The organism is Spirosoma foliorum, assembly GCF_014117325.1.
Classification (GTDB): domain Bacteria; phylum Bacteroidota; class Bacteroidia; order Cytophagales; family Spirosomataceae; genus Spirosoma; species Spirosoma foliorum.
The window spans coordinates 1,036,150-1,061,134 of the sequence record NZ_CP059732.1 but is presented as its reverse complement, the minus strand read 5'-3'; the positions used below and the strand labels follow the sequence as shown (position 1 = coordinate 1,061,134).

The 24,985-nt window shown below is 48.5% G+C and carries 16 protein-coding genes, 1 tRNA gene and 1 pseudogene; 3 read left to right on the top strand and 15 right to left on the bottom strand.

The features are described 5' to 3' along the window. Positions 1 to 100: 100 nt before the first annotated feature. The 11 genes from H3H32_RS04345 to H3H32_RS04295 all read right to left on the bottom strand — a co-directional run bounded on the left by H3H32_RS04345 (position 101) and on the right by H3H32_RS04295 (position 16,409). The gene (locus H3H32_RS04345) at positions 101 to 4,081 is read right to left on the bottom strand and encodes an FtsW/RodA/SpoVE family cell cycle protein (RefSeq protein WP_182461445.1); all 3,981 of its coding nucleotides are present in this window, start codon (positions 4,079 to 4,081) and stop codon (positions 101 to 103) included. A gap of 19 nt (positions 4,082 to 4,100) precedes the next feature. Next, on the bottom strand, positions 4,101 to 5,390 hold the full coding sequence (locus H3H32_RS04340; protein WP_182461444.1) for a serine/threonine-protein kinase: 1,290 nt from the start codon (positions 5,388 to 5,390) through the stop codon (positions 4,101 to 4,103). 7 nt (positions 5,391 to 5,397) lie between these two features. Continuing rightward, positions 5,398 to 6,960 (bottom strand): serine/threonine protein kinase, encoded by a 1,563-nt coding sequence (locus H3H32_RS04335; RefSeq protein WP_182461443.1) that lies wholly within the window; start codon positions 6,958 to 6,960, stop codon positions 5,398 to 5,400. Then, positions 6,960 to 8,408: a PP2C family protein-serine/threonine phosphatase gene (locus H3H32_RS04330; protein WP_182461442.1), complete on the bottom strand. Its 1,449-nt coding sequence runs from the start codon at positions 8,406 to 8,408 to the stop codon at positions 6,960 to 6,962. Before H3H32_RS04330 ends, H3H32_RS04335 begins: the two co-directional genes overlap by 1 nt. A gap of 157 nt (positions 8,409 to 8,565) precedes the next feature. Beyond that, positions 8,566 to 9,570 (bottom strand): FHA domain-containing protein, encoded by a 1,005-nt coding sequence (locus tag H3H32_RS04325; protein ID WP_182461441.1) that lies wholly within the window; start codon positions 9,568 to 9,570, stop codon positions 8,566 to 8,568. A 61-nt stretch (positions 9,571 to 9,631) separates the two neighbouring features. Continuing rightward, positions 9,632 to 10,786, bottom strand: a complete 1,155-nt coding sequence (locus H3H32_RS04320; protein WP_182461440.1) for a glycoside hydrolase family 43 protein — start codon at positions 10,784 to 10,786, stop codon at positions 9,632 to 9,634. A 148-nt stretch (positions 10,787 to 10,934) separates the two neighbouring features. Continuing rightward, positions 10,935 to 11,261 carry a hypothetical protein gene (locus H3H32_RS04315; protein ID WP_182461439.1) on the bottom strand — a complete coding sequence of 109 codons (327 nt, stop codon included), beginning with the start codon at positions 11,259 to 11,261 and terminating at the stop codon, positions 10,935 to 10,937. 65 nt (positions 11,262 to 11,326) lie between these two features. Continuing rightward, positions 11,327 to 13,756 (bottom strand): phenylalanine--tRNA ligase subunit beta, encoded by a 2,430-nt coding sequence (gene pheT / locus H3H32_RS04310; RefSeq protein WP_182461438.1) that lies wholly within the window; start codon positions 13,754 to 13,756, stop codon positions 11,327 to 11,329. Between the two features lie 917 nt (positions 13,757 to 14,673). Further along, complete coding sequence (locus tag H3H32_RS04305) at positions 14,674 to 14,973, bottom strand: hypothetical protein (protein WP_182461437.1); 300 nt, start codon at positions 14,971 to 14,973, stop codon at positions 14,674 to 14,676. 271 nt (positions 14,974 to 15,244) lie between these two features. Next, on the bottom strand, positions 15,245 to 16,006 hold the full coding sequence (map, locus tag H3H32_RS04300) for a type I methionyl aminopeptidase (RefSeq protein WP_182461436.1): 762 nt from the start codon (positions 16,004 to 16,006) through the stop codon (positions 15,245 to 15,247). 329 nt (positions 16,007 to 16,335) lie between these two features. Continuing rightward, positions 16,336 to 16,409, bottom strand: a tRNA-Ala gene (locus H3H32_RS04295). A gap of 151 nt (positions 16,410 to 16,560) precedes the next feature. Here H3H32_RS04295 and H3H32_RS04290 point away from each other — a divergent pair. Next, on the top strand, positions 16,561 to 16,815 hold the full coding sequence (locus tag H3H32_RS04290; protein WP_182461435.1) for a GIY-YIG nuclease family protein: 255 nt from the start codon (positions 16,561 to 16,563) through the stop codon (positions 16,813 to 16,815). A 143-nt stretch (positions 16,816 to 16,958) separates the two neighbouring features. On the opposite strand, the gene H3H32_RS04285 is transcribed toward H3H32_RS04290, so the two are convergent. The 3 genes and pseudogenes from H3H32_RS04285 to H3H32_RS04275 all read right to left on the bottom strand — a co-directional run bounded on the left by H3H32_RS04285 (position 16,959) and on the right by H3H32_RS04275 (position 20,263). Then, a complete protein-coding gene (locus tag H3H32_RS04285; protein ID WP_240543652.1) occupies positions 16,959 to 17,582 on the bottom strand; it encodes a C40 family peptidase in 624 nt (207 codons plus the stop codon). 82 nt (positions 17,583 to 17,664) lie between these two features. After that, positions 17,665 to 19,825: pseudogene (locus H3H32_RS04280) on the bottom strand (Tex family protein). A 246-nt stretch (positions 19,826 to 20,071) separates the two neighbouring features. After that, on the bottom strand, positions 20,072 to 20,263 hold the full coding sequence (locus tag H3H32_RS04275) for a cold-shock protein (RefSeq protein ID WP_018620078.1): 192 nt from the start codon (positions 20,261 to 20,263) through the stop codon (positions 20,072 to 20,074). A 297-nt stretch (positions 20,264 to 20,560) separates the two neighbouring features. Between H3H32_RS04275 and H3H32_RS04270 the strand changes: the two genes are divergently transcribed. After that, on the top strand, positions 20,561 to 21,352 hold the full coding sequence (locus tag H3H32_RS04270) for a M23 family metallopeptidase (protein ID WP_182464227.1): 792 nt from the start codon (positions 20,561 to 20,563) through the stop codon (positions 21,350 to 21,352). Between the two features lie 10 nt (positions 21,353 to 21,362). Here the strand turns inward: H3H32_RS04270 and H3H32_RS04265 are convergent, their stop codons facing one another. Then, a complete protein-coding gene (locus tag H3H32_RS04265) occupies positions 21,363 to 23,789 on the bottom strand; it encodes a glycoside hydrolase family 2 TIM barrel-domain containing protein (protein ID WP_182461434.1) in 2,427 nt (808 codons plus the stop codon). Positions 23,790 to 24,071: 282 nt separating this feature from the next. Between H3H32_RS04265 and H3H32_RS04260 the strand changes: the two genes are divergently transcribed. Continuing rightward, complete coding sequence (locus H3H32_RS04260; RefSeq protein WP_182461433.1) at positions 24,072 to 24,974, top strand: alpha/beta hydrolase; 903 nt, start codon at positions 24,072 to 24,074, stop codon at positions 24,972 to 24,974. Positions 24,975 to 24,985 lie beyond the last annotated feature (11 nt).

Sequence of the window (24,985 nt, the reverse complement as noted above, 5' to 3'; positions counted from 1 at the left end):
ATTGATGGTTACTGGTTAAGCAAAATGTACCTGCGGGCTTCAGCCCGTGAATGAATTGACTAATAATACGGGCTGAAGCCCGCAGGTACATTTAAATTCCTTAAAAGCTACCCAAATAGCCCCGCTGTTTTAAGATTGGGGCCACAACAGTATTCGCCAGATTGACGGCGTCGGCCGATGAGTTGCCCAACTCAATTCGTACAACCACAACGGTATGTGAGCGGCCGTTCGGTGTAGGAGCGAAAAATACATACCAGCCATCGTTTTCCTGAACACCCTGCACAATACGTTCAGGCGTACCCGTTTTACCCGCCACTCGGGCAACGCTAATTTTGTTCCGCCCCTCTGAAGGATTCGATTGCTCAATCATGAACTCCTGCAATTGCTCCGCATAATCGGGCCGACGGGCTATTGGTTTTCCGGTAGCCAGAGGTTTTGCTTTCCCAGCCTGATCCAACAGATAGCGCGATGGTTGCAGGATACCTTTGTTTGCAATAGCGCCCGCCATTCTGGCCATTGATGCGGGCGTTGCGGTCAACTGTCCCTGCCCCCAGGCCAGACCGGAGAATTCAGAACGATAACGCCTTGGGTACTGCGTACTCTGGTACAACTTCCGACGCACCACAAAGGATGAGTCGCGCCAGTGTTTCCGAATCTGAACCCGCTCAGCATCGGTGTGCGTATCCGAAAAGGAATAGCCGCCAATCAGATCGACGTTCATCCCCGTAGCCAGATAGAGGTCGGCCATCTCATTATCTAACGAATTATCGTTCGCTGTTCGGATGAAATACACGTTACTCGACCGAACAATCGCTTTCCGCATGTCCACCGATTCACCGCAAGGTTCTGATTCCCGTGTCCCTCGTCGGATAATCTCCTGACAGGAAATCGGATAGGTAACGCCCGATGCCGACGAGCCTAACTTATTAAATGCAGCCATTGCCGTCAGGATTTTAGCCGTTGAACCGGGAGCCGTTGGATAGGTCATACCCAGGTCACGCTCGGTTACCAGATACGGTAGTTTCAGACGGTCTCGATCCGACAACAGCAGCGTTTCAGGCGTTTTTAGGGCGGGAAGCGGGTACATTGCCGACGCCATTACATCGCCCGATGCAGCGTCCAGCACCACCACAGAAAGGCGCTTGTTATTGTATGCCGATTGGGCAAGGCCCTGTTGGATAGCTACTTGCAATTCTGCATTTACGCTTAGGTGTAGATCACGATTTTGTGCCTTACGACGAGCCACTTCGCGACTATCAATCCCGGCTCGTAAGGCTGGGGCCAGCTCACTATAATCGTAAACCGAAAGCGTACGCTCCTGCTGAACCGATGGGCTGAAGCGATCGGCGCGATACTCGGTAGCCACAAGGTTCGTTTTGCGAGGGCGACTGTTGAAACCCCGTAACTCACTGAAATGGGTGGCCTCAGCGTAATAGCCATTACTTTGCCCCCAGAAAAGCTGCGTATTCAAATCGCCAACCCAGAAAAACAGTTGTTCACCAAACGGGTAATAGCGTTGCAGCCGCTTTTGCGTAAGCGTTTCGATCTGGTCGGATTTCAGACCACTTTGCCGTAACCTGGAAAATTGCTGCCGAACAAGTTCCGGCGAACTCGTTGCCAGTACCAGACCGTTTCGGTCGTAGATCGTGCCGGATGCCAGTACACGGGTCAGACGCTCAATTCGAGGATTGTAGCTATAAACAGGATCACCGTTTCGCGTAACGACTCGGGCTGGCCGCACAATATAGTCGTTGCCTTTCCAGCTAATAATTGGCAATAAGCGACCAATCAGAATTAACACCCCAATCAGGAAACCGGCAATACCCGACATCAACACCAGATCGTAATGCTTCTCCAGGTATTCCCGTTGCTCAACCTGCCCCGGTCGATGTGCCACGCTGAACACAACACCCATCGCCATTAAATTGATGATCAGGGAGATTTTCCCGTAACTCAGAAAGGGAACACTAATGCCCGTAAGTGGTAATAAGCCAATTGATCCGCCAGCAATAATCAGGAATTGAACACCTGTGGCAATAGCGATTCCGGCAACCAGAAAAAAACTGAATGGTTGACCGGCCCGACGAGCGTGCAGGAATGTCCGATGCAACAGAATACCCATCAGCAGAAATACAGCAATGACGCCTAATCCGCCCAACTCCTCCCCCACGCTGGGCAGAATCATATCGGTATGGGCGGCTGGCATAGCGCTGGCAAACCCCTTACCGAGTCCCTGCCCTGTCCAGCCACCCGACGCCAATGTCCAGAAGCTATGTGCCAGGTGATCGCCCCCGTACACATCGTTATTCCATGGACTGAGCCACATTGCTTTTCGGCCAGCCAGACGGTCGCCAACGAATGGCAATTGATCGCCAAAGGCAAACATCGCCATTACTAATAAGAGCAATACCGGTGCTTCGGTTAATAAAGCGGCCCAGCCTAGTCCTGTCGTTGAGCGGGCTTCGCCCCGCCAGTACATATAGCCGATCAAGATCACCAACGAAAGGATGGTAGCAATTCCGCCGGGCAGCAGCCAGAGCATAATCCCATACCCCAGCCCTGTTGCCAGCGTCAACAGTAAATTGCCCCGAGCGATGCTATAAAACAACAGGAACGTAAAACAGACGACTAGCGCGGGGCCCATATCACCCAGCAACAAGTAGAGTAGCATAAGCAGTCCCGCTCCGGCCAACGCCCCAAAGCTTACGGTAAACCGCCAGCGTAAATCGGGTAGCTGGCGAATCTGTTGTTCATTGGCGGCAAAGAAACCGGCAAAGAACAGAACAAGCAGGTATTTGGTAATCTCACTGGGTTGTATCGTTAGCCCTAGTATCGACAGATTAACCCGTACGCCACTGCCCTCGGGACCCGAACCAACCAATAATGTCAGCGCAGCCAGCCCGACGGCGAGTACCAGCCATGTCCAGCCAGACAACTTAACAGACGTTCGGTTTCGAAATGCAAATAGCCAGTCATAACGCCAGTCCGCGTAAAAACGACCGATGTTTACTTGCGATAGAATTGTCATGCCGATCAACCCAACAGCAACCCCTTGTAGCGTTTGCCAGGCGTAGAGAATATCCTGCAACGGGTCTTGAATGGCTAAAAGTGTTAATACCGATATGCCCGTGAGGAGCATGAGTATGGGCAGTAGCAATGGATCTGACTGGAAACGCCGAAGTGACCAGAAGCCCTCGACGAGCCAGAAGGCCAGAATAAAGAGAATAACAATAGACCAGAATTGCGCAGTATACGCGTTTGGTGTCCGTACCGTAAAGGCATGATCGGTTTTAAGCTGCCCGTATACAATGGAGCCAATCAGACGTAGCTGGTGTGGGCGAGCCGAAAATGTATAGTCCTGATGGCTCGTCAGCCGACTTATGCCCCGACGGCTCCCGAATTCGAAACCAGGTTTAAGCGGCACAACGCTATACCCAGCCCCTTCCGACAACCCAGTAAAGCTGAATTTACCATCGGCATCTGTACGAGCGTAGGCAAATCGATCTGGGAGTGTATCGGGTTGAGCGGTGGCCGGATGGCGCTTTAATTGCACTAACACGTTCGCCATTGGCTGCTCGTCACGAAGTACTTCTCCCGAAATCGACTCCGATCCAGCACCTAGGTTAACGGTAGCCGGGTATGTTTTGGGGTTATTCCGTTCGCGGACATAAAGCACCGAATCGAACCCCATTTGCTGGCGAGACGCCTGCAACCGACTCTGAAAATCAACCCCACCAATCCGGCTCCGCCACGCTACGGGAGCCAGTACCGAAAACTGCCGCTTATTGATGGCCCCCAGATTGTCGAGCGAACCGTTTTGGCGAAGTTTGGCAGCTAACGAATCGGCAACGAACGCTATGTCTTTCGGGTCACTGTAGTAGTTGCCGCTGTTAAGTAATCGCTGAATTGATGTCGATTTGAGCTTTTCGTCAAGCAGTAAGGCCTGTCCACTGGCAAAGGCTTCCCTGGCTTTACTAAGCCCCGGAAACAGGTTCATATACAGCCGGGCAAACAGAACCAGCAGCATAACCGATGCACCTACTAAATACAAACGTCCAGACGGAACGGTAGTTTCTTTCATGTAATCGTATTGATGGTGCTTAAGGAATCCTCGTTGTATCCTCCACCACACCCGACGAATCGGGCATCGATATGGGTGGCACAGGTTCTGTTGTGGTTTCGGAATGGTCCTCTATTTCGTCGGAATCCTCTGACGACCTGCTGGAATGATCTGACCAAGTAGAGGTCGTATCGGCAGCAACTTCGGTGGCAGTCGATGAATCCGTTATCATCTGTGTTGAGTCCGGCGTTATCGTAGAGCTGACCTTATTCTTCTGGCGATTTGTATAAATAACGGCCAGACCAATTAATAAAGCCACCAGCAAACTGGCTAAGCCAATGTTCCACTTCGTTAAGCTATTGGCAGGCTCTTCCTCATAGATTGGCTGAGATGGGACTGGTCGGGGTGTTTGTGGGGCGGCAATAGGTGCGGCTACGGTTCGGGCAGAAACCGGAGCCCGGCGACCACCTGAACGACTTGCCTGCAACTGCTCAACGTTTGCCTGACCAAGCAGTAGCACCAGTTCGTTTACGTCACTAAGTCGTTCGGCGGGATTTTTGACTAGCATCCAGTCCAGCAGTGTATTCAGGCTGGGGGGCAGATATTGCCCCGAAGGAAGTTGTAATTCGGGCGGAGATGTGCGCAAGACCTGGTTCATAAACGTAGCCATTCCCGAACTGTCTGTCATTGAAAAAGGCACCCGACCCGACAGGCTTTCGTATAGTACAACGCCCAGCGAATAGTAATCCGTGGCTACGTCGACACCTCTGGGGTTGTCAAATTGTTCGGGCGAGGCATATTCATAGGTCATCAACGATTGTCCCGTCATGGTTTGCGACTGTTCACGCAGACGAGCAACACCAAAGTCCGTTAAGAGGAAATGGATTTCTTCGCTGGGCAGCACCCGGAATAGAATGTTTTCAGGCTTGATGTCACGATGGATAATTCCTCGCGAATGAATTGCCTTAAACGCTTCGGCCATCTGCTGCCCCAACCGAATACTCACCGGCACATCCAGGTACTCCCGCTCGGCAAGAAGCGTTCGCAAATTGCCGCCCTCAATCCAGTCCATAACAATAAACGGCATGGGCATATCGAGTTGCACCTCCCGAACACGCACAACATTTGGGTGCCGAATATCAGTCATTAGCTGCGATTCGAGCCGGAATCGACGAAGTGTTTCGGCATCGGTATTGAGCGCAAAGTGTTTAATCGCCACCAATTCGCCCGTGGCCAAATGACGCGCCTTCAGAACACGGGCATTTGAGCGACCCAGTTCGCCAATAATTTCGTAACCCGGAAAATGCGTATTGACACTTACGGTTGGCATCAGTCAATTAATTTAACGAGTCTGACATCATTGTATTCGTAAGAGAATCCAGCGGTGGAGCAAACTGATGATTCACAATTTTGCAGCTCAATCGGACTCCCCGATCGCTATTAGGGGCATTTTGAAGTAACGAGGCATTCGGTCCGACTGAGCTAAACGACACGTTCTCCGATTTATACAACCCGCCACTTTCTTTGTAATAATTCACCCGAACCGTAACTGACGAAAAGGTGACGGCACTTGGGTTCGTCAGTTGAAGTTGAATATTCTTGATACCCCCGAATAAGCCAACCCGAAAATCCGTAGTCTTTACGCGCAAGCTCTTGACTGCAGCCAGCGCTTCCTGTCGAAGTTGTTCCTGTCGCTGCGCTTCTTCGGCTTCCCGCTGCTGGATTGCCGATACTTCCGCCAGATTAGTAGGCGCAATAGAGTCCCCGCTAGCGGCCGAATTTTCAATGGGATCTACAGCCCCGCTCTTACTGCCCGACTTGGACCCAACCAGGACATAATAGAACGCAAAGCCAACGAGTAAAGCAGCCAATGCCAACGTTTCCAGTTTTAACCAGCCTCCTTTTTGTTTAGGTAACTGGCGTTCTGGAACGGGCGAGGATTCTTCAGAAGCAACCGATAGAGCAGGCAACTGCTTTTGTTCAGATTCCTGAATAAGCGGGGCAACTTGTGGCGACTTAGCCTGTACAGTGGGAGTCGCCATAACTCGACCAGCCTGCAAATAATTGAGCTCAGCCTGTTTAAGGAGCCACATTAATTCGTCGGGGTCGCTTAGGCGGTCACTGGCTTTTTTCTGCAATAAACCTTGCAATAACTCCCAGAACGGATTCAGCGATTGATCGTCGGTGATGGTTAGCGCGGGTGGTGCTTCGGCCAATACCCGATTCATAAACGTTACAATTCCTGAATGATCGTCCAGGGCAAAGGGCACACACCCATGAAGGCATTGGTACAAAACCACGCCCAGTGAGTAATAATCCGTTGCAGGTCCCACGCTTTTAGGATCGTTAAATTGCTCCGGCGATGCATACTCATAGGTCATCAACGACTGGCCTGTCAGTGTATTGGACTGTTCGTGCAGGCGAGCCACGCCAAAATCCGTCAGAAGAAAATGGAGCTCTCCGCTGGGTAATGGCCGATACAGAATATTTTCGGGTTTTATATCCCGGTGAACAATGCCTTGTGGGTGAATCGCTTTAAACGCGCTGGCCATTTGCAAACCCAGCCGAATAACTGTGGGTACGTCCACGCAATCCTGACCAGCAATGAGTTGCTTCAAATTGCCCCCTTCAATCAGTTCCATGACGATGTAGGGTAATTCGGCTTCTAGCTGAACCTCTCGTACCTTAACAATATTGGGGTGGGCAATGCTGGTCATGATAGCCGACTCGCGCTGAAACCGCCGGAGCGTTTCGGCATCGGTATTCAGGGCAAAGTGCTTAATCGCCACCAGATCGCCAGTGGCCAGGTGACGCGCCTTTAGAATCCGGGCATTCGAGCGACCTAGTTCACTCAGCACTTCATAGCCCGGAAATCGCGTATCAAATCGAATCGTAGCCATCAGGGGTGAACTCGTTTAGATGAATCAGGTTGGTTTTTTACGGAAATCTCAATAACGGCATTTCGGAACGTATCCTGCCGAATAACCGCGCCAATCGGCAACGCTACGTTTCGAAAAGAAACGTTTGCCAGTTGTAACTTCGTTTTGGGTGTCGTTTCAATTCCTGTCTTAAATCCAGCAATGACGATGTTTTCCAGCCGAACAGGTCCCACTCGCGTTATACGTAACGCCACTTGCGCTCGCAGCGTATCGGCGGGCATGAATACGGTCAATTTCTTATCGCCCAAAACGCTGAGCAGCGAATCGGTCAGTAAAAGGGGGGTATTAAGACGAAACGTATCGGCTGGCAAAATCAGTCGATGATCTTTGCTCCGATGCGCAGCTTGTAACAGTGAGTCAAACCGCGACATGGCCTCTGTCACGATCGATGTAGCTCCGGGCTCCGTACTAATGGCAGATAAACTGTCGGTCGTTGTTACATCGGCTTGACGGGATGGCTGGAATTGATACCAGGCAATTACCGCGATTAAGCCCCCTACCAGCAACCCCAGAACACTCCATAATCCGGTCAGACTTCGTTTTTTTACTTGCGGTTTTTCTGTGACGGGTTCGGGAGTAACGTCCACAATGGGTACTGACTGCTGTGGCAGCGCGGGCACCTCAACCGCTTTTTTAGCCGGTGTTGGTGATGATTGCGTTTTCGTATTTCGGGCAAGTACAACGGTAATATTATCCTTTCCACCCTGTTCATTGGCGATGCGTATCAGTTCAGCGATCTGTTTTTCGAGGGGAACCCCTCGATCCAAAACAGTCTTGATCTGTGCCTGTGTAATCATATCGGTCAGGCCATCGCTGCATAACAACAGTTGATCGCCCGGCAGAAAATCTGTTTCGTCCGATTCCAGGAAATCAGGATCATCGACCCGGTGTTCCGCCGATCCAACTTCCCGTAGGATTTCGTTGCGTCGGGGGTGCTGCATGGCCTCAGCTTCGGTGAGTTCGTTTGCATCTTCCCGAATCCCAACCATTGAATGATCGTGGGTAAGCTTTTCGAGTGTTCCCTGTCGATACCGGTACAAGCGGGTGTCGCCCACATGCACGAACGACAGTTTATGAGAACGATCATCAACCACGACAGCCGTCAGTACACAACACATCTGCGCCAGTCGAGGGTCCTCCTGCCGTTGATCATTAATCCGATTATTGGCAAATACCACCGCTTCGCGAAGCATAGACAACGGTTTCCCGGTGGGCGTTGCCATGTATTGTTCAATCGACTCTTTGGCAATCGCTGCCGCCCGGTCGCCACCAGCATAACCACCAACGCCATCGATAACCACCAGCAACGCACTGGCGTTGTCCCAGATCATGGAGCAAACAAACGTGTCCTGGTTATCAGTTCGGCGCTGGCCAACATCTGTCTGACCGGCAATTTGGATTGAATTCATTCAGTAACGCGGGTGGAAACCCGCTGTTTATACATCATAATCGCGGGTTTCCACCCACGCTACTGGTATATTATCGAGGTAAGTCCTGAAAATGTTTTGCCGCTATCCCTAGTACAAATACGAGCAACAGCGTAACCAGCAAGGCGTCGATCATAGCTTAGGCGTTCCGTTTAAAGTGTAACGTAACCATGCTGTTGAGCAAAATCTGGGCATTATCCGGCAAGGTATACCACTGTGGATTAGCGGGTTCGCTACGAGAAATCAACTGTTCATTGACTCGCGTTTCGTTTCGACTAAAGGAGGCTATCTGAAAGGAATCTGTTGCATCGTTGAAGCGAATTCGGGCATGCGGATTCGAGACATAGACCGATTCGACCAACAGATAATTCGGAAAATGCTGATTGTCGGGTTCTTTACGAGCTACCACAATTTCCCGATCACGCATGAGGTAGGTATTCTCTTTGTTCAGTTCGGCAATGTAATAGTCAATCTGCGCCAGTCCAGCACTCAGGCTTCGGGGCAGTTGCGCGGCATGCTGTGTAGCACCAGCCGAACCGACAGGACTTTTCGGGCTGGGCACCGATGAATCGAAATTGAATTTCACCACAAAGGCGCCCGGTTCACGGAAGTCGATATGCTGGAACATAGTCAGGCCAACATCTACTTTTTCGTAGCGATTCGTCTGTTTAACCCGACGTGTTACATTCACCCGCTCCGACGATTGAGCCTGTCCATTGCCGGGCAGAATTCCAGTCAATGCACCTACCACGATGATATCGGACGGAGTTACTTCCTGCTCACCAAACTCTCTCCCACCCCCAAACTTAAAAAACCAGCTCGACGCTACAGGCGCTACGTAGGCATACTGCCCTTTCTGCGACTCAATGATCGCTTTAAAGGCATTTACCGCTTCGTTCACGATGACGGGAAACGCATTCTGGCGATCTTCATAGGTATCAGGATGCAGAATAATCAGAAAGTGCGCGTTGAACAACATACTTTTCCCAACCGACTCCCGGTGTATCGAATCCTCGAAAGAAGCCACAAGCTCTTCCAGAATGCGCTTATTGGTTACCGTATTTACCGAATTGGTTGGTGTTTGGCTGGCTGGAACCAGCAGATTACCCAATTTACCAAGCCACCCTTCAGGCCGATTTGCCATGTATGAACCGATTAGTGAGGATTACAGCCTTCTAAACGATCAGAGGAGCTGGTTTCGTTTATCAATTAGTAGCAACGGTTGTTTTTACGCCTGAAGGGAGTTTTTGAGGGGTTGTGGTTGGGCCGAGAATCGTTATGGTGCCATTTTTCACCTGCATTCGGTCGAGGCAAACCACCCGTTCGTCGCCGGTTTTGGCGGTTCGTGCGTGATAGACGCAAAACATCTCCTTGCCATCCGGCGAATACGCAATGCTGTTATGGCCAGTGCCCGTTACCGAACCTCCCTTGTCCGTATTTTTCTGCAAGATTGGGTTGTTAGCCGCTTTTTTGAATGGGCCTAACGGCGAACTGCCCGTGGCGTAACCGATGGCGTAATACTGGCCGCCAAAATGATTGGCCGAGTACATAATGTAATAGATATTGTCTTTTTTAAACGTTACCGAACCTTCGGTCCAGCGCCGATTTACCTCACGTGAAGTAACCGACCGGCTTTCCCATTCGGCCTGCTTATCGTTTAGACTAACCGGAGGGCGCAGTACTAAAACAGGCTCGCCAATCACGCCCGAAAAATCGGATTTGAGTTCAACGCCATACACCCAACTTTCTTCAATTTCGTTGAACCAGCCTTTCGTTTTGGCTAAGTCGGCAACGTCGCTTTTGACCGGATGCTTGTAGCAACAGCGCGAAAAATACAGATAGGTTTTCCCGTTGGTATCGAAAAACACATTGGCGTCGATGATCGGATAGCCGGGATCAAAAACGGGCTTATTAGTCAGGTCAATAAACGGCCCGGTAGGTTTGTCGGCAACGGCTACGCCAATCCGAAAATTTTCCGCTTCCTTCGTCGGATTCACCTTCCATTGGGCACTGTAAAATAGGTAAAATTTACCTTTCACCTCATATACTTCAGGTGCCCAGTAAGCGCCACCCCAGTTGGCTTTCGGGTCGCTCCAGCCGTTGGCGTTTTCATGAAAATAGACCTGTCCTTCTGCTTTCCAGTTCACCATATCGTTCGATGAATAAGCCATGAAGCCCTTATTCGCTCCCCCACCCGTGCCATACATGTAATACATATTTCCCGTATGCAAAATGTAAGGATCGCCGAACTCAACAGACAATGGATTTGAGAAAGTGGCTTTAGATGTGGTAACCTGTGCGCTGGCAGAACGCAAAATCAGAGCGACCGCAATAAAAAATAAGGACAGTACTTTTCGCATGGTAAGGGGTATACTTTTCGAACTAAAGGTAAGCAAATTGTTCAGGAGGTTATGGCCTTTCCTAGGCCGTAATCTAGGGTAACACAAACGACAAACGTCTGATAGGCAGCTTTACAAAGCTGTCCGTCAGACGTTTATCGTTTGTGTTTTAACTCAATGCACTCAAATGAGCGATACATTGATCCACTTCTTTAATATACGTATCGAGTTGGCCTAAAAGAGCGCTATTCGATTCGAGATTGATCGTATGGGTCGATTTCTTAATGGGAACAACCGGCGTTTTATCGATGCTGGCTAGTTTCCGTCGCAATTCCAGTACTTGTTTTTGCTCCTCTCTCAGGCTTTCCTGAAGCGCAGCATTTTCCTCCTCCAGCAACACTATCTGCTGTCGAGATTCATTATATCTAACAAGTAGTTGCTTCAGCTTGTGCTCGAATCGCTCAACCAGAGCCAGAATTTGTTTTTCAGAAACCATAAACAATCAGACGTTCAAAACTGAGTTTAGCTCCCCTTTTTCACCACATATACTTCCCTGATTCGTTATTTTCTGATCACAGCGCCGAGCTCTTTCTCGAAGGCTGCCATCAGTCGATTCATGGTTTTTTCGATAGCCGTATCCGTCAGTGTTTGGGCTTCGTCCTGAAGCGTAAAACTTACCGAATAGGCTTTCTTATCCTGACCCAGATTTTGTCCTTCGTACGTATCAAATACATTGACCGCCCGCAGTATTTTCCGCTCGGTTTGTTGCGCCAGTCGGCTGATTTGTTCAAAATTCACCTGTTTGTCCAATACCAGCGACAAATCGCGTCTAACTTCCGGGAAACGAGGCACTTCCTGATAGCGAGCCTTAGTAGACGACAGTTTCAGGAGCGCCTGCCAGTCGAAATCGGCATAAAACACGTCCTGCTTCAGATCAACCAGTTTTGCCAATTTTGGTTGAACCAGCCCTAAGCTGACAATTGGTTTCTTATTAACAAAATACGTTAAGCCATATTGAAAGAGAGTCGTATCGGCAGCCTGCGTCTCAAACGATTTGACCCGGAACAAACTCAACACCCGCTGAACCGTTGAGGCTAAATCGTGATAAACAAGTTGCTGATTTTTTTCGAGCCAGCTTTCAGCATGTTGCTGTCCAGTCATTGCCAGACTCAGCCGCATCCGTTCTTTATAGGTTGATTTACCATCTTCACCAGTAACTTTATGATAGACCTTCCCAAATTCGAACGTCTTAAGATCTTTCTGCCGTCGGTTAATATTATACACCAACGTTTCCAGAGACGAGAACAACAGGCTTTGCCGCATCACCGATAGTTCATCGCTAAGCGGATTCAGTAGGGTTACATCGGCACCCAGTAATGTCGACCGGATAGCATCATTATACGCAGGTCGGGTAAGCGACAGGGTAAGGATTTCGTAAAACCCGTTAGCCGCCAATAACTGACCAACCCGGCCTTGCCATTGATCCGGATCGGTTTTCGGAAATTCGGATAGCGAATCAGCGGATAAATTCACCGACAGCGGAACATTGTCCAATCCATAAATCCGCAGTATTTCCTCGATCACATCCGCTTCACGCGTCACATCGACCCGGTAAGGTGGCACAATGGCCACAAAGCCTGTCTCGCTGGTTTCCTCAGCGGTAATATCCAGTGCTTCCAGGATACGGTGTATCTCTGTATGGTCAATGGCGATACCGATCAGTCGATCGATGTGTTTGTACAGAACCGGAACCCGGAATGGTTGAATCGGGTCAGGGTAAATATCGATAAGCTCCGAACTTACATTCCCTCCAGCAACCTCCTGAATCAAAAGTGCTGCCCGCTTGAGCGCATAAACAGGCATGTTCGGATCGGTGCCACGTTCAAAGCGGAAAGACGCATCCGTTTTCAACCCATGATGCTGCGCCGTTTTCCGAACAGAAGCGGCCGAAAAATAAGCGGCTTCCAGAAAGATACCTGTTGTTTCGGCCGATACACCCGAATGCAAACCACCGAAAACACCGGCAATACACATAGGCTTTTCAGCATCGCAAACCATCAGATCGGTTGCGAGCAGCTTACGCTCAACGCCATCCAGTGTTACGAAAGGGGTACCTTCTGGCAGCGTTTTCACCACAACCAGATCGCCAGCAATTTTGGCCGCATCGTAGGCATGGAGGGGCTGGCCGAGATCGTAACAGACAAAATTGGTGATATCGACAATGTTGTTAATCGGCTTAAGGCCAATACTCAACAATCGTTTTTTTAGCCAGTCCGGCGACTCCCCTACCTGAAGCCCACTTATGGTAAGACCACTAAAACGAGGGCATGCGGCTTGATCCTCAATGCGAACTGCCACAACCTTGCTGTTATCGTTAACGGCAAATGTATCCACCGATGGCATGCGTAATGGACGATTTAACACCGCTTTCAGATCTCTTGCCGTACCAAAATGAGACGCAGCATCGATTCTGTTTGGGGTTAAACCAATCGCAATTTGGTAGTCGGCTTCCAGATTGAAGTAAACAGCGGCAGGTGTTCCATTAGCGAGAGTGGTATCCAGCACCAAAATACCAGCGTGGGAAGTTCCTAACCCCAATTCGTCTTCGGCACAGAGCATTCCCTCCGAGACAGCGCCACGTATTTTCGTTTTTTTCAGCTGAATGGGATCACCCGAACTAGGATGAAGTGTTGCTCCGACCAGCGCCACCACCACTTTCTGGCCAGCCGCCACATTAGGCGCGCCACAAACAATGGACAATGGCTCGGGTTGCCCCACATCGACGGTTGTCAGGCTTAGCTTATCGGCTTCCGGGTGTTTGATACAGGTCAAGACTTCACCAATCACCACCCCAGCCAATCCGCCAGGAATCATATCAATTTTTTCAATTCCTTCCACTTCCAGACCTGTACCCGTCAACAGTTTGCCTACTTCTTCAGGCGATTCGGGTAAGTCAATAAACTCTTTTAACCAACTATATGAAACTTCCATGCCAAAGCAAATACAGATAAATACCTCAAAGGTAGCCAGAAGGCAAATCGTACAAAAACAAAAACTGTAAAACTATGAACACCAAGTGATTTAACTGCCTCATCTTTCACTTTAGATTTAACCAGGATAGTGGTGTCCACGGGCTAGAACAGATAGCTCATTTTCAATGAAATACGGAAAATAATTAAGTAGAATTATATTTTATCATTTACGGCCTTGTGTGACCCCGATGGGGTCAAATGTTTATAGAAGAGAGCTTCCACTATAAATATTCGACCCCATCGGGGTCGCACAAAATAGTAGGTCAACTTAATTCTGCTTAATTGCTAGTGTTTATTTTCAAGGTAAAAGATGGTTGAGAAGTGTGGTTTAAAGTCAATGAATGCTACGATTCCAGAGGCATCCCTTGACCCCAATAGCTGTTGTAGGATTATAAAATTGTTTAAGGGATGGTGACCCTTCAGGTAGTACCGAGTTCTTTTCATTGAAAAAGCGGAGTTCTCATTTCGCAGTGACAGATGTCACCGTGATAATGGGGTATGCAGGCCCCATAGTGGTACACGCTTGGCCCTCACTAGCTACTGTTTTACGAATTGTCACTTGAAGACTTGTGCCGACCCTCGCATAAGTTGAGTCAAGATTAATGGCATAATACCATTTATAAGGAGACGTTTGACCAATGAGCGCCCCTACTTCGGCGGTTCGGGACCCGAAATCAAGCAATGGCAGTTTGCAGTCCCCGCCAATACCCTGCGCTACGACATCAAAGGTTGATGTTATTCCGTCGTTTTGGGTTTTACAGCTGAATACTATCAAGGAGAATATTCCTGCAAAAAGTATATATCCTGTTTTCATCTATTGAATTAGTTTACAGATCCAAAACGAAATATTCCTGTTATGTAAGCAAGAAAGTCCTTTCAAATTTTACGCTGCGTTTGAAAGAAGCGTTCCTGAATAATCAATGGGAAGATTGCCCAAAACAGCGTATTGAGCACCATACAGATAGCTATACCCCCCAAAGTATTAGCAGGCAGCTTAATGAGTAAGCCGAAGGGTAGCAGAATGCAACCTACCACTTGTTGCCAGAGTGGAGACACGTTAGGCGTTAAGAAAAAAAGCACCCAAAAGAGGAACAGTACAACGCATATCGACAAATAGATACCTCCGTTCCACATTAACTTAACGGTATTGTGCTGCCAAATCATTTTGTCCTTCATAAAGATCAGCCTTATAGCTATAGAGTGGCTTAATCAATTAAAAATAAGCACTTTATAATTCTATACTCTTCAATTTATTTAACTTTAACGTTCTTTCGAAAAAATCGAAATGCGTAACAGAGTGAGGCTATTATGAAAACTAAAAAGCCAATATTTATAAAAAGCCAACCCCATTCCATTATTCCTGCAATGATCATAGACGTAAGGTTTTAAAAGAGCAAGTTTATTCTATAAGTGCCCTTTATGTTAGAAAGGTCTACGAATAAAGGCTTTAATTCCACAATTGATTCGCAGCGGTCAGGATGATCGGTTTATTATCAGTAACGACAATCGTATGTTCATGCTGCACCGCAAAACTGTCCTTGGCAATTAATGTCCAACCATCCCCTTTTTCATGAGCATACGTGGCTTTGGTGGATAAAAACGTCTCGATAGCTACAACCGAATTCTTCCGGAACCGCGTTTTATTGGACCGATCATAATAACATAGAATCTCATGAGGTTCTTCATGCAGGCTCCGACCTACTCCATGTCCGGCCAGATTCTTAATGACTCGATAACCACTTCGTTTGGCTTCTGTTTCAATCAAGCGCCCAATCTCTGCTATTTGTACGCCCCCTCGGATATGACTAATAGCTTTGGCCAGGATTCGCTTCGACGCTTCTACTAAAGCACTTTGCTGATGAATATCTTTCCCCAAAACGAAAGAACCACCATTGTCTGACCAATAGCCATTCAATTCGGCAGATACATCAATGTTCACTAGATCTCCTTCCTGAAGAATTCGTTTGATAGAAGGAATGCCGTGACAGACTTCCTCATTTAAACTAATACAGGTCCAGCCCGGAAAGCCATAGGTAAGTTTGGGCGCAGATCGGGCACCGTACTGTTCCAGCAATTGTCGCCCATATTGGTCTAGTTCAAATGTCGACATCCCTGGCCGGGCATACTGTTGCATCTGCTTAAGAGTAGAGCCAACAACATGACTAATCTGCTGCATACCGAGCAAGTCCTCTTCAGATTTCAATGACATAACCTTGTGATTTTGCTTTGATAATTCCCAATAGGCTACGCACTAAACCTATCGCTTGTTTTCATAACCCAGATCGGCAATTTTACGTCCCTCTCTGTGGCAATTAATAAGCCAAAATTAGCTACTCCAACTCTAAGGAATCTGTTTCTTTGCCCGTTTTATCGTAACGGTTACACTTTAGAGTGGTGATTTTCCATTGCTGTTTCGCTGTATCACCTTGCCCTTTTATTGGACTTGAATTGGTAAGGATTAACAGCTCGAGAATAGTACAAAAAATAACGCCCATACAAGACTGTATGGGCGTTTGATATTGGGATTATGCAACCTAGTGGAGAATATCGGAGTCGAACCGATGACCTCTTCCATGCCATGGAAGCGCTCTAGCCAGCTGAGCTAATCCCCCATTTTTGTGGGTGCAAAGATGAACAAAAAATTAATGTAGCCCAAACACAAGCTTATTTTTTTTGACCTATTAAACATACTTTCCCGTATACACAGCTAAAGTTTGTTTTGTATTACCATTTATGTAGATTTGACAATAGTCTCGTAATCGTATGCATACCGTTTATATTATTTATAGTCCTAGCACCGACCAGTACTTCATTGGTCAAGCCAAAGATATGCGAATAGCCTTGTGGCAACACAATGCGAAAACGAACCCGGCTACAGCGGAAGGAAAACCCTGGGAAGTCAAATTCACGCAGCAATTTGCTACCCGCAACGAAGCCCTAAGCCTTGAAATGAAATTAAAGAACAAGGATCGCACTCATTGGGAAAACCTAATCAACAGCACTCAACCAGCGGTGTAATTACCTCTCTACAACTCATAAAAAAAACCGCCCCGAAGGCGGTTTTTCGTTTTTCTTTTTGTCATTCCGACGATAGGAGGAATCTCAAGCTTAATTAATGAGATTTGAGATTCCTCCTATCGTCGGAATGACAAAAAGAAAAATCAAAACGGGCGCAACGCTTTCACAAAACGACCTTTAAAATAGTCCGTATACAGATTATCCTCTCGAACACCACGCGATGATGAGGCATGAATGAATCGGATATTTTGTGCACCATTCACCTCTGTTACAATACCCGTATGCGACACATAGCCAGCTTGCCCTTTGTCCGGCACGAAGAAAATTAGATCGCCGGGCAAAATTTCATTGACCTCTACTTCATGCCCCACTTCCGACTGCTGCCACGAAATCCGGGGCATTTTCAAACCCACCGTGTTAAAAACTGCGTATACCAGGCCCGAACAGTCGATCCCATCCGTTGTGTTGCCACCTGAGCGATAAGGTGTACCCGTATAGGTACGTGCAATCTTGACCACTTCAGGCACGTACCGATCTTCGTATGTACGCACATCAACCACTTTACCGGCAGGTTTTGCGGGTACAGAAGGGGGACGAGCGGGAGTTTTACCCGTTGGAGTTCGACGGGCAACCGGTTTTGACGATGATGGACGACGGCTGACAGATGGGCCAGAGGAGCGAAGAGCTTCGCAGGCCGAAAGCGTTGACAAAAGGTAGGCACTCAGCAGTACGGGGTATAACTGTTCCCGGAGCCAGCGTAGTTGCATACAGAATGGGATTAGGGTTCTTGTTGTAGCTCTATACGGTTTTAAAAATCGTATAGAGCTGAATAATGATACTAGCAACCTATTAAAATTTCATGGATAAAGCAATGCGTTTGCGAGCTTTATCGACCTCCATGACCTTAACTTTTACTTTCTGGTACACTTTAACAACCGTTTTAGGGTCAGATACAAAATGGTTGGCTAATTGCGATACGTGCACCAAACCATCCTGCTTAACGCCAATATCAACAAAGGCACCAAAGGCGGTAATGTTAGTAACGACCCCATTCAGTACCATGCCCTCGTGTAAATCATCAACGGATCGAACGCGCGCATCGTATTCAAACACCGAAAGTTGTTCGCGTGGATCGCGTCCGGGCTTGGCCAATTCGGTCAGAATATCGCGTAGCGTGGGTAAGCCAACCTCGTTTGTCACGTAGCGTTCGGTCTTGATTTGCTGACGCAGATCGGCCTTACGGATCAGGTCGATAACCGTACTGCCTACATCGGTAGCCATGCGTTCGACAACGGCGTAACGTTCGGGATGAACCGCGCTATTGTCCAGTGGGTTTTTAGCGCCTTCGATTCGTAAAAAGCCTGCACATTGCTCAAACGCTTTCGGACCAAGGCGAGGCACTTTTTTGAGCTGATCGCGCGATGTGAAGGCTCCATGCTCGGCCCGGTAGGCAACAATATTACCAGCCAATTGTGGTCCGAGCCCCGAAACGTAGCGCAACAGATATGCGCTGGCTGTATTTAACGACACTCCCACCTGGTTTACGCAACTTTCAACGACGGTATCCAGACTGGTTTTTAAATCGGTTTGATCAACATCGTGCTGGTATTGGCCAACCCCGATTGACTTAGGATCAATCTTTACCAATTCGGCCAGTGGGTCCATAAGACGGCGACCGATGCTAACAGCTCCCCGAACCGTAACGTCATGGTCAGGAAATTCACTACGAGCTACTTCCGACGCCGAATAGATAGATGCCCCCTGCTCGCTAACCATGAAAATGGGCAGGGTTTCGCCTGAGGCAGTGGCTAATTTCAACCCTTGCACAAATTCCTCCGTCTCACGTCCGGCGGTACCGTTTCCAATGGCAATAGCCTCGATTTTATATTGGCTAACCAGTTTCTGCACCGTTTGGGCCGCTTGCTGCCGCTGTCCTTCAGACTGGCTCAGATACAAGACTGTATCTGTCAGCAAATTACCCTGCGCATCCAGGCAAACGGTTTTGCAACCTGTTCGATACCCCGGATCAATAGCCAGCACGCGTTGCTGTCCTAACGGTGAACTCAGTAACAACTGACGCAGGTTATCGGCAAAGATCCGAATGGCTTCGGCATCCGCTTTTTCTTTGGAAAAGTTCGCAAACTCTGTTTCGAGTGAGGGTTTAAGCAATCGTTTGTAGCCATCACGAATGGCAAGCGAAACCTGTTCTTTGCAATCTGCCGTCCCCGACCGTTCGGCCACAAATTGTCGTTCAAGCCGTTCTATAGCCGCGTCTTCGTCTGGCCCGATACTTACAGCCAAGAAACCTTCAGCCTCTCCCCCTACGTAACGCCAGCAATCGGTGCGAAGGCACCCGTCGAAGCGGCTCAGCGAAATCGAAGTAGTCCTTAAATTTTATCCCTTCTATATCCTTCCCTTTTTTTACCGTCGAACGAATAATGGCTTCTCGCTCGAATAAGTTACGAATGCGTTGTCGGGCATCAGCATCTTCACTGATTCGTTCGGCCAGAATATCGCGAGCGCCCTGTAAGGCATCAGCCACGGTCGGAACAGCGTCAGAAAGGTAACGTTGGGCGACTCGTTCGAGATTTGATTCCCGCTGGCCAACAATCACATTGGCAAGCGGCTCTAACCCGCGTTCAATGGCAATGATAGCCCGCGTTTTCCGCTTCTGTTTGTACGGTAGGTAAAGATCTTCGAGGTCGATGAGCGAATCGGTCGCTTCGATTTTCCGGCGTAGATCGGTCGTCAACTTTCCCTGTTCATCAATAGACTTTAGAATAGCCTCCCGCCGTTTGTCAAGTTCCAGTAACTTCTGGTAGGTTTCCTTAATCTGGCCGATCTGTACTTCGTCGAGCGGTATACCAGTAGTTGAAGCGGTTGCTTCTTTTCGATAGCGGGCGATAAAGGGAACGGTCGCTCCGCCGTTGAGTAATTCGATCGTAGCGGCTACCGACCGGGCATTGAGGCCGAGTCGGGCAGCCACACGTTGTTCAGGCAATTGGGTCATACGAACTGTCAGGTATTGTAGAACAGGTCAGGAGGTAGTCAGATATTGTCAAAAATGGTCAAGCGTTGTCAATAATTGCGTTTCTACACATACAGCACCTGACTACTTCTGACTAAACCTTGCCAATACCTGACCACTTTCTGACTCTTTGTTTGTGGCCACAAAAATGGCTCTACGAACCGACAGGGCAAAAAAAAACATGCCATCTGGCATGTTTTTTACAACGGTTGTCTTTATATCTTACAATTAAGCTATTTCGACGTTAACGGCGTTTAGGCCTTTCTTACCGCGCTCGACATTGAACTTAACTTTGTCGTTTTCACGGATTTGGTCGATGAGACCGGAAGCGTGTACAAAAATATCTTCGCCACCTTCATCGGGTTTAATGAAGCCAAACCCTTTGGTTTCATTAAAGAATTTTACAGTTCCTGTTTGCATTGTTTGTTTTAAATTTGGGCGAATAACGACACAATAAAATTTATTTCCAAATGAATTTGAGATTTTTCCTGTGTCGGTAAAAAATATTTTTTCACTAAGCCCAATAACTTTGCAGATGTAGTTATCTGGTGACTTTACATGTAAAATTCTGTCTCTTTCGGTTAATGTATTCTATCCAGATGATCAATGCTTCTGTCTAGTTTGAGTCATCTTTTCATAGGCCTGTCGCATGACTTTGTGTATTTTTGGCCACTTAATCGAAAAATTAGCGTAGTGAAGATTGACGTAATTTCGTTCATGCGAGTACTGGGCATTGTAGGGGCATTATTAATTGGGGGGCTCAATGCCGCTTCATCGCAGGTTGTTAGCAGCAACACAGACGAACCCACATTGTATACCTATTGCCAACAGTTCCAGACCTTATACACACAAATTCGAGAGCAATCCATTACACCTGATTCCGCACGGCTTCAGTTCAGTAGCATTATGAACAACCTGCAAGCTCGGTTTCGGAGTATGGAGAGTTATAAGCAGGATTCGCTCCAGCGCGACAGTCTGCGCCGAACGGGGCAATATTTTTCGTTTCCCATACGCGGTTATTCGAGTAGTGCCATTGGCGGTTCGCACGGCGAAGGTTATCGGGGCAATGGCTTTGACCTGTTTGATTATAACGTGCGGGGAAGCCATCCAGCACAGGATATTTTTATCAGCGATCGTAATCAGGACAATATCGACGATCGAACAAGCAAACCTGTAGACATACTAGCCATGAGTCGAGGGCTGGTATTAGCCATCGAAACTGATTGGAAACCCGGTTCCGAGTATCGGGGCGGAAATTGGATTTGGGTGTATGACCCTACGCTTCACGGACTATTTTATTACGCACACAATAGCGAAGTAGATGTATCGCCGGGCCAGTGGGTTCACGCCGGCGAAAAACTCGCCGAAATGGGGCGAACGGGGTTCAATGCCTACAAAACCCGCTCGCCAACACATCTGCATCTGATGTATCTGCAAATTCAGCCGAACGGACTTCCTTTGCCAATAAACCCCTATGAGTGGCTACTAACCGCTAAAGCAACAAAATAAGTGATTCTGATTAGCGTACGTTAATGATCAACTGCCCCGATTGCAAATTGGGCGAACTGGCTGTTAGTGTGACGCTTCCAGCCAATCCTTTTGGACGAACAACGGCTAAACACCGACCCCGGAACGTCGTTTTTCGGGCTTGTTGAAAACTGCTCAAATCCGTTGGATTTCCATTGGCCACACCCGCCAATTCGCCGTCTCCTGCCAGTTGGAAGGTGACAGGAAGATTCGCCGTTGGAATCACCTGACCTTGTTCGTCCAGCACTTCAACCGTTACGTACGACAGGTCGTTACGACTAGCGTTTATAGCCGTCCGGTCGGCTGTTAAACGAAGGTGGTGCGGTTTACCCACAGTGCGCAATTCGACAGTGCCCGTTGGCTTGCCGTTAGCATAGCTAGTCGCTTTTAAGACGCCCGGATCGTATGGAACACTGAAGGTTGCCGTGATAGTGCTGTCGGGAATTTGCTGCTCGCCAATGAGTTTGCCATTCAATTCCAGCCGGACCGACTGACTGCGCGAGAAAACCCGTACCTGAAGTGGTTTACCTTCGGTACTTGCCCAGGACCAACTTTGCTGTTCGTCAGGCCAACCCCAATTGGTGACGGTTTCTTTCATACCGTCGGGAATAGGACTATGGACAGCCATAGCGATTGGCCGGTTTCGCCAGACAACATCGCGGTAGTAGGATTGCGGCTTTTTACTTCCAATCAAATCCAGATCACCGCACCAGGCATTGAACCAGGGCCAGGGTAACACCGCCTTTGTACTATCTTTATCCGCTTTCGGCTGAATAATCGTATGGCCAATCGCCGTCTCGCCCATGTAATCCATGGCGGTCCAGACAAAATCGCCGATGACATAGGGGTGTTTCTCGACTTGCTGCCAGTTTTCAAACGCTTCTTTGGCAAAGGTTTCAGTACCCACGATAATCCGCTCGGGATGACGCTGATGATCCGATTCGTTGTGCTTCCATTCGTAGTTATAACCGCCTACATCCAGGATCGCAAAGGCCTTGTCGGAATCTTCCCAGACTTTTTTGGGATGCTCCCAAAACACACAAAGTGCTTCGGTGACTGGGCGTGTTGGATCTAACCGATGCGCTTCATCCGTCAGTTTTTTCGTGATCTCCAGCCCGGATGGATCAGCCCGCTCGTTGATTTCGTTCCCGATACTCCAGAGAATGATGGACGGATGATTTCGGTCGCGTTGAATCATAGCAGTTAAATCACGCTGCCACCACGTGTCGAAAAAGCGATGGTAATCCTGTGGCTTTTTGGGACGTTGCCACATGTCGAACGCTTCGTCGATAACCAGCATGCCCAGGCGGTCGCAGGCGTCCAGTAAAGCGCTGGAAGGCGGATTATGGCTAGTACGAATGGCGTTGAACCCATTGGCTTTCAGCAGTTCTATCTTTCGCTCTTCGGCCCGATCGATGGCTGCGGCTCCCAGCGGGCCGTTATCGTGATGAATGCAACCACCTTTCAATAAAACCCGTTTTCCATTCAGCACAAAGCCTCGACTAGCACTAAACTCAATCGACCGAATACCAAACGTAGTCATTACGCTATCCAGCCGTTTCGTTCCTTGCCAGATGACTACCTTAGCTTTATACAAGTAGGGCGTTTCGGGCGACCATAGCTGTGGACTGTCCAACCTTAGCATCTGTTTACTCTCCGCTTGACCGGTAGCCGATACGGTTACTGTCTGCCGAGACACAGTACCTGCCGGTTTACCATTCGGTGCAATTAATTGCGTTTGCAAGACAATCGGCATCGACTTTCCACTAGCATTGTCAATCGTCGCAACAAGCTGTACCTGAGCTGATTTTTCGGTAATCTGAGGAGTAGTGATGGAAATACCTAGCGGGGCAATATGCACGGATTCGGCAACCGTTAACCAGACGTGTCGATAGATACCCGAACCGGTATACCAACGGCTATTTTGGCCCAGATTTTTTACCCGAACAGCCAGCACGTTCTTAGTGCCTGATGGGGACAAATAGGGTGTTAGATCATAACTGAAAGGTGTATAACCATAGGGATGATAGCCCAGGTGGTGGCCATTCAACCACACATCCGTCTCGGTATACACCCCATCGAACTGAATCAGAACCGACTTTCCTTTTTCCGACGAACTAAGCGTAAAGGATTTTCGATACCAGCCTATTCCGCCTACCGTATAGCCCGTAGACGTACCGCCAACACTTGCTTGGGAGAACGGTCCTGTTACCTGATTAGGCAAGTCCTCCATGCTCCAGTCGTGAGGTAGGTCTAATTTTCGCCAATTGGCGTCATTATAGGCAGGCTGTTCAGCCTGGACGGTACTGTCCTTCAAAAATCGCCAGTCCGAGTCGAAAAGCCGGTTTCGACTTGGTTGTTGTTGCCCGAATGCCAACGAAGAAACAAGGAGACAGCACGCTAAAAATAGTCTTTTCATAACGCTTATTGATAGACGAGAAAGCCGTTTGTTAATGGATTCTTCTGTAAACTTCCGACTTTGATTGTCAACTTGCCGTTTTTCCACGTCCACGCGCTAAACGGTTTTTCTATTTTATTGCTAACGGCAACAACTTTGGTTAATCATCTGGCCGGATAAATAGCCCTGATCGACTACGCTCATGCAGTAACTCTTCTCGTAAAAATGCTTCCAGATTAAATTGCGAAATAGACTTGTTACTAACCGTGAACTGTAAATCTTAACAACGACTCTGGCTTATTTATGATTCGAAAACTATTGCTAAGCGGCTATTGCTGCCTGTCTGCGCTCATCGGACTGGCTCAACAAGAAATCCCCTTATATACTGGCCCAATACCCAATGCAAAACAATCGGACGTCCATGAAATCAAACGACCCGACCAGAGTGTATCCAACGTTGTCCAACCGACACTCACGATCTTTCTGCCATCCAAAGAAAAGGTTACTGGTGCTGCTGTGATTGTCTGCCCTGGCGGTGGTTATGAAACGCTGGTAATGAAGCGGGAAGGCTTCGATATTGCCGACGCTTTCAACAAACTAGGCGTGGCGGCTTTTGTATTGAAGTATCGGCTACCCAGCGAAAAAACGATGATTGATCCGTCCATTGGCCCGTTGCAGGATGCCCAACAGGCGCTGAAAATCATTCGCCAACGCGCGACTGAGTGGGGTCTTGATTCAAAACGAGTCGGAATTATGGGTTTTTCGGCAGGCGGTCATCTGGCAGCTACAGCCGGAACCCATTTTCAACAGCCGGTGATCGACAATCCAGAAGCGGTAAATCTCCGCCCGGATTTTATGATTCTGATTTATCCGGTCATTAGCCTGTCCGCGGAAATCGGTAGCGCCAAATCCCGCAAAAACCTGCTGGGGAAATCGCCGAAACCGGATCAAATTCAGCGCTATTCCAATGAATTACAAGTTGATAAAGCCACACCGCCAACCTTCCTCACGCATGCGAGTGACGATTCGAAGGTTCCCGTCAAAAATAGCCTGGTCTTTTATGAAGCTCTCCTGCAAAATGGTATTCCGGCCGACTTGCATATCTACCAAAAAGGGGAGCACGGTTTCGGCAAAACTCCGACATTCGACGAATGGTTTGGCCGCATTCGCCATTGGCTGACAGATAGCGGCTTACTTACTCCATAATGGTTTCTCAT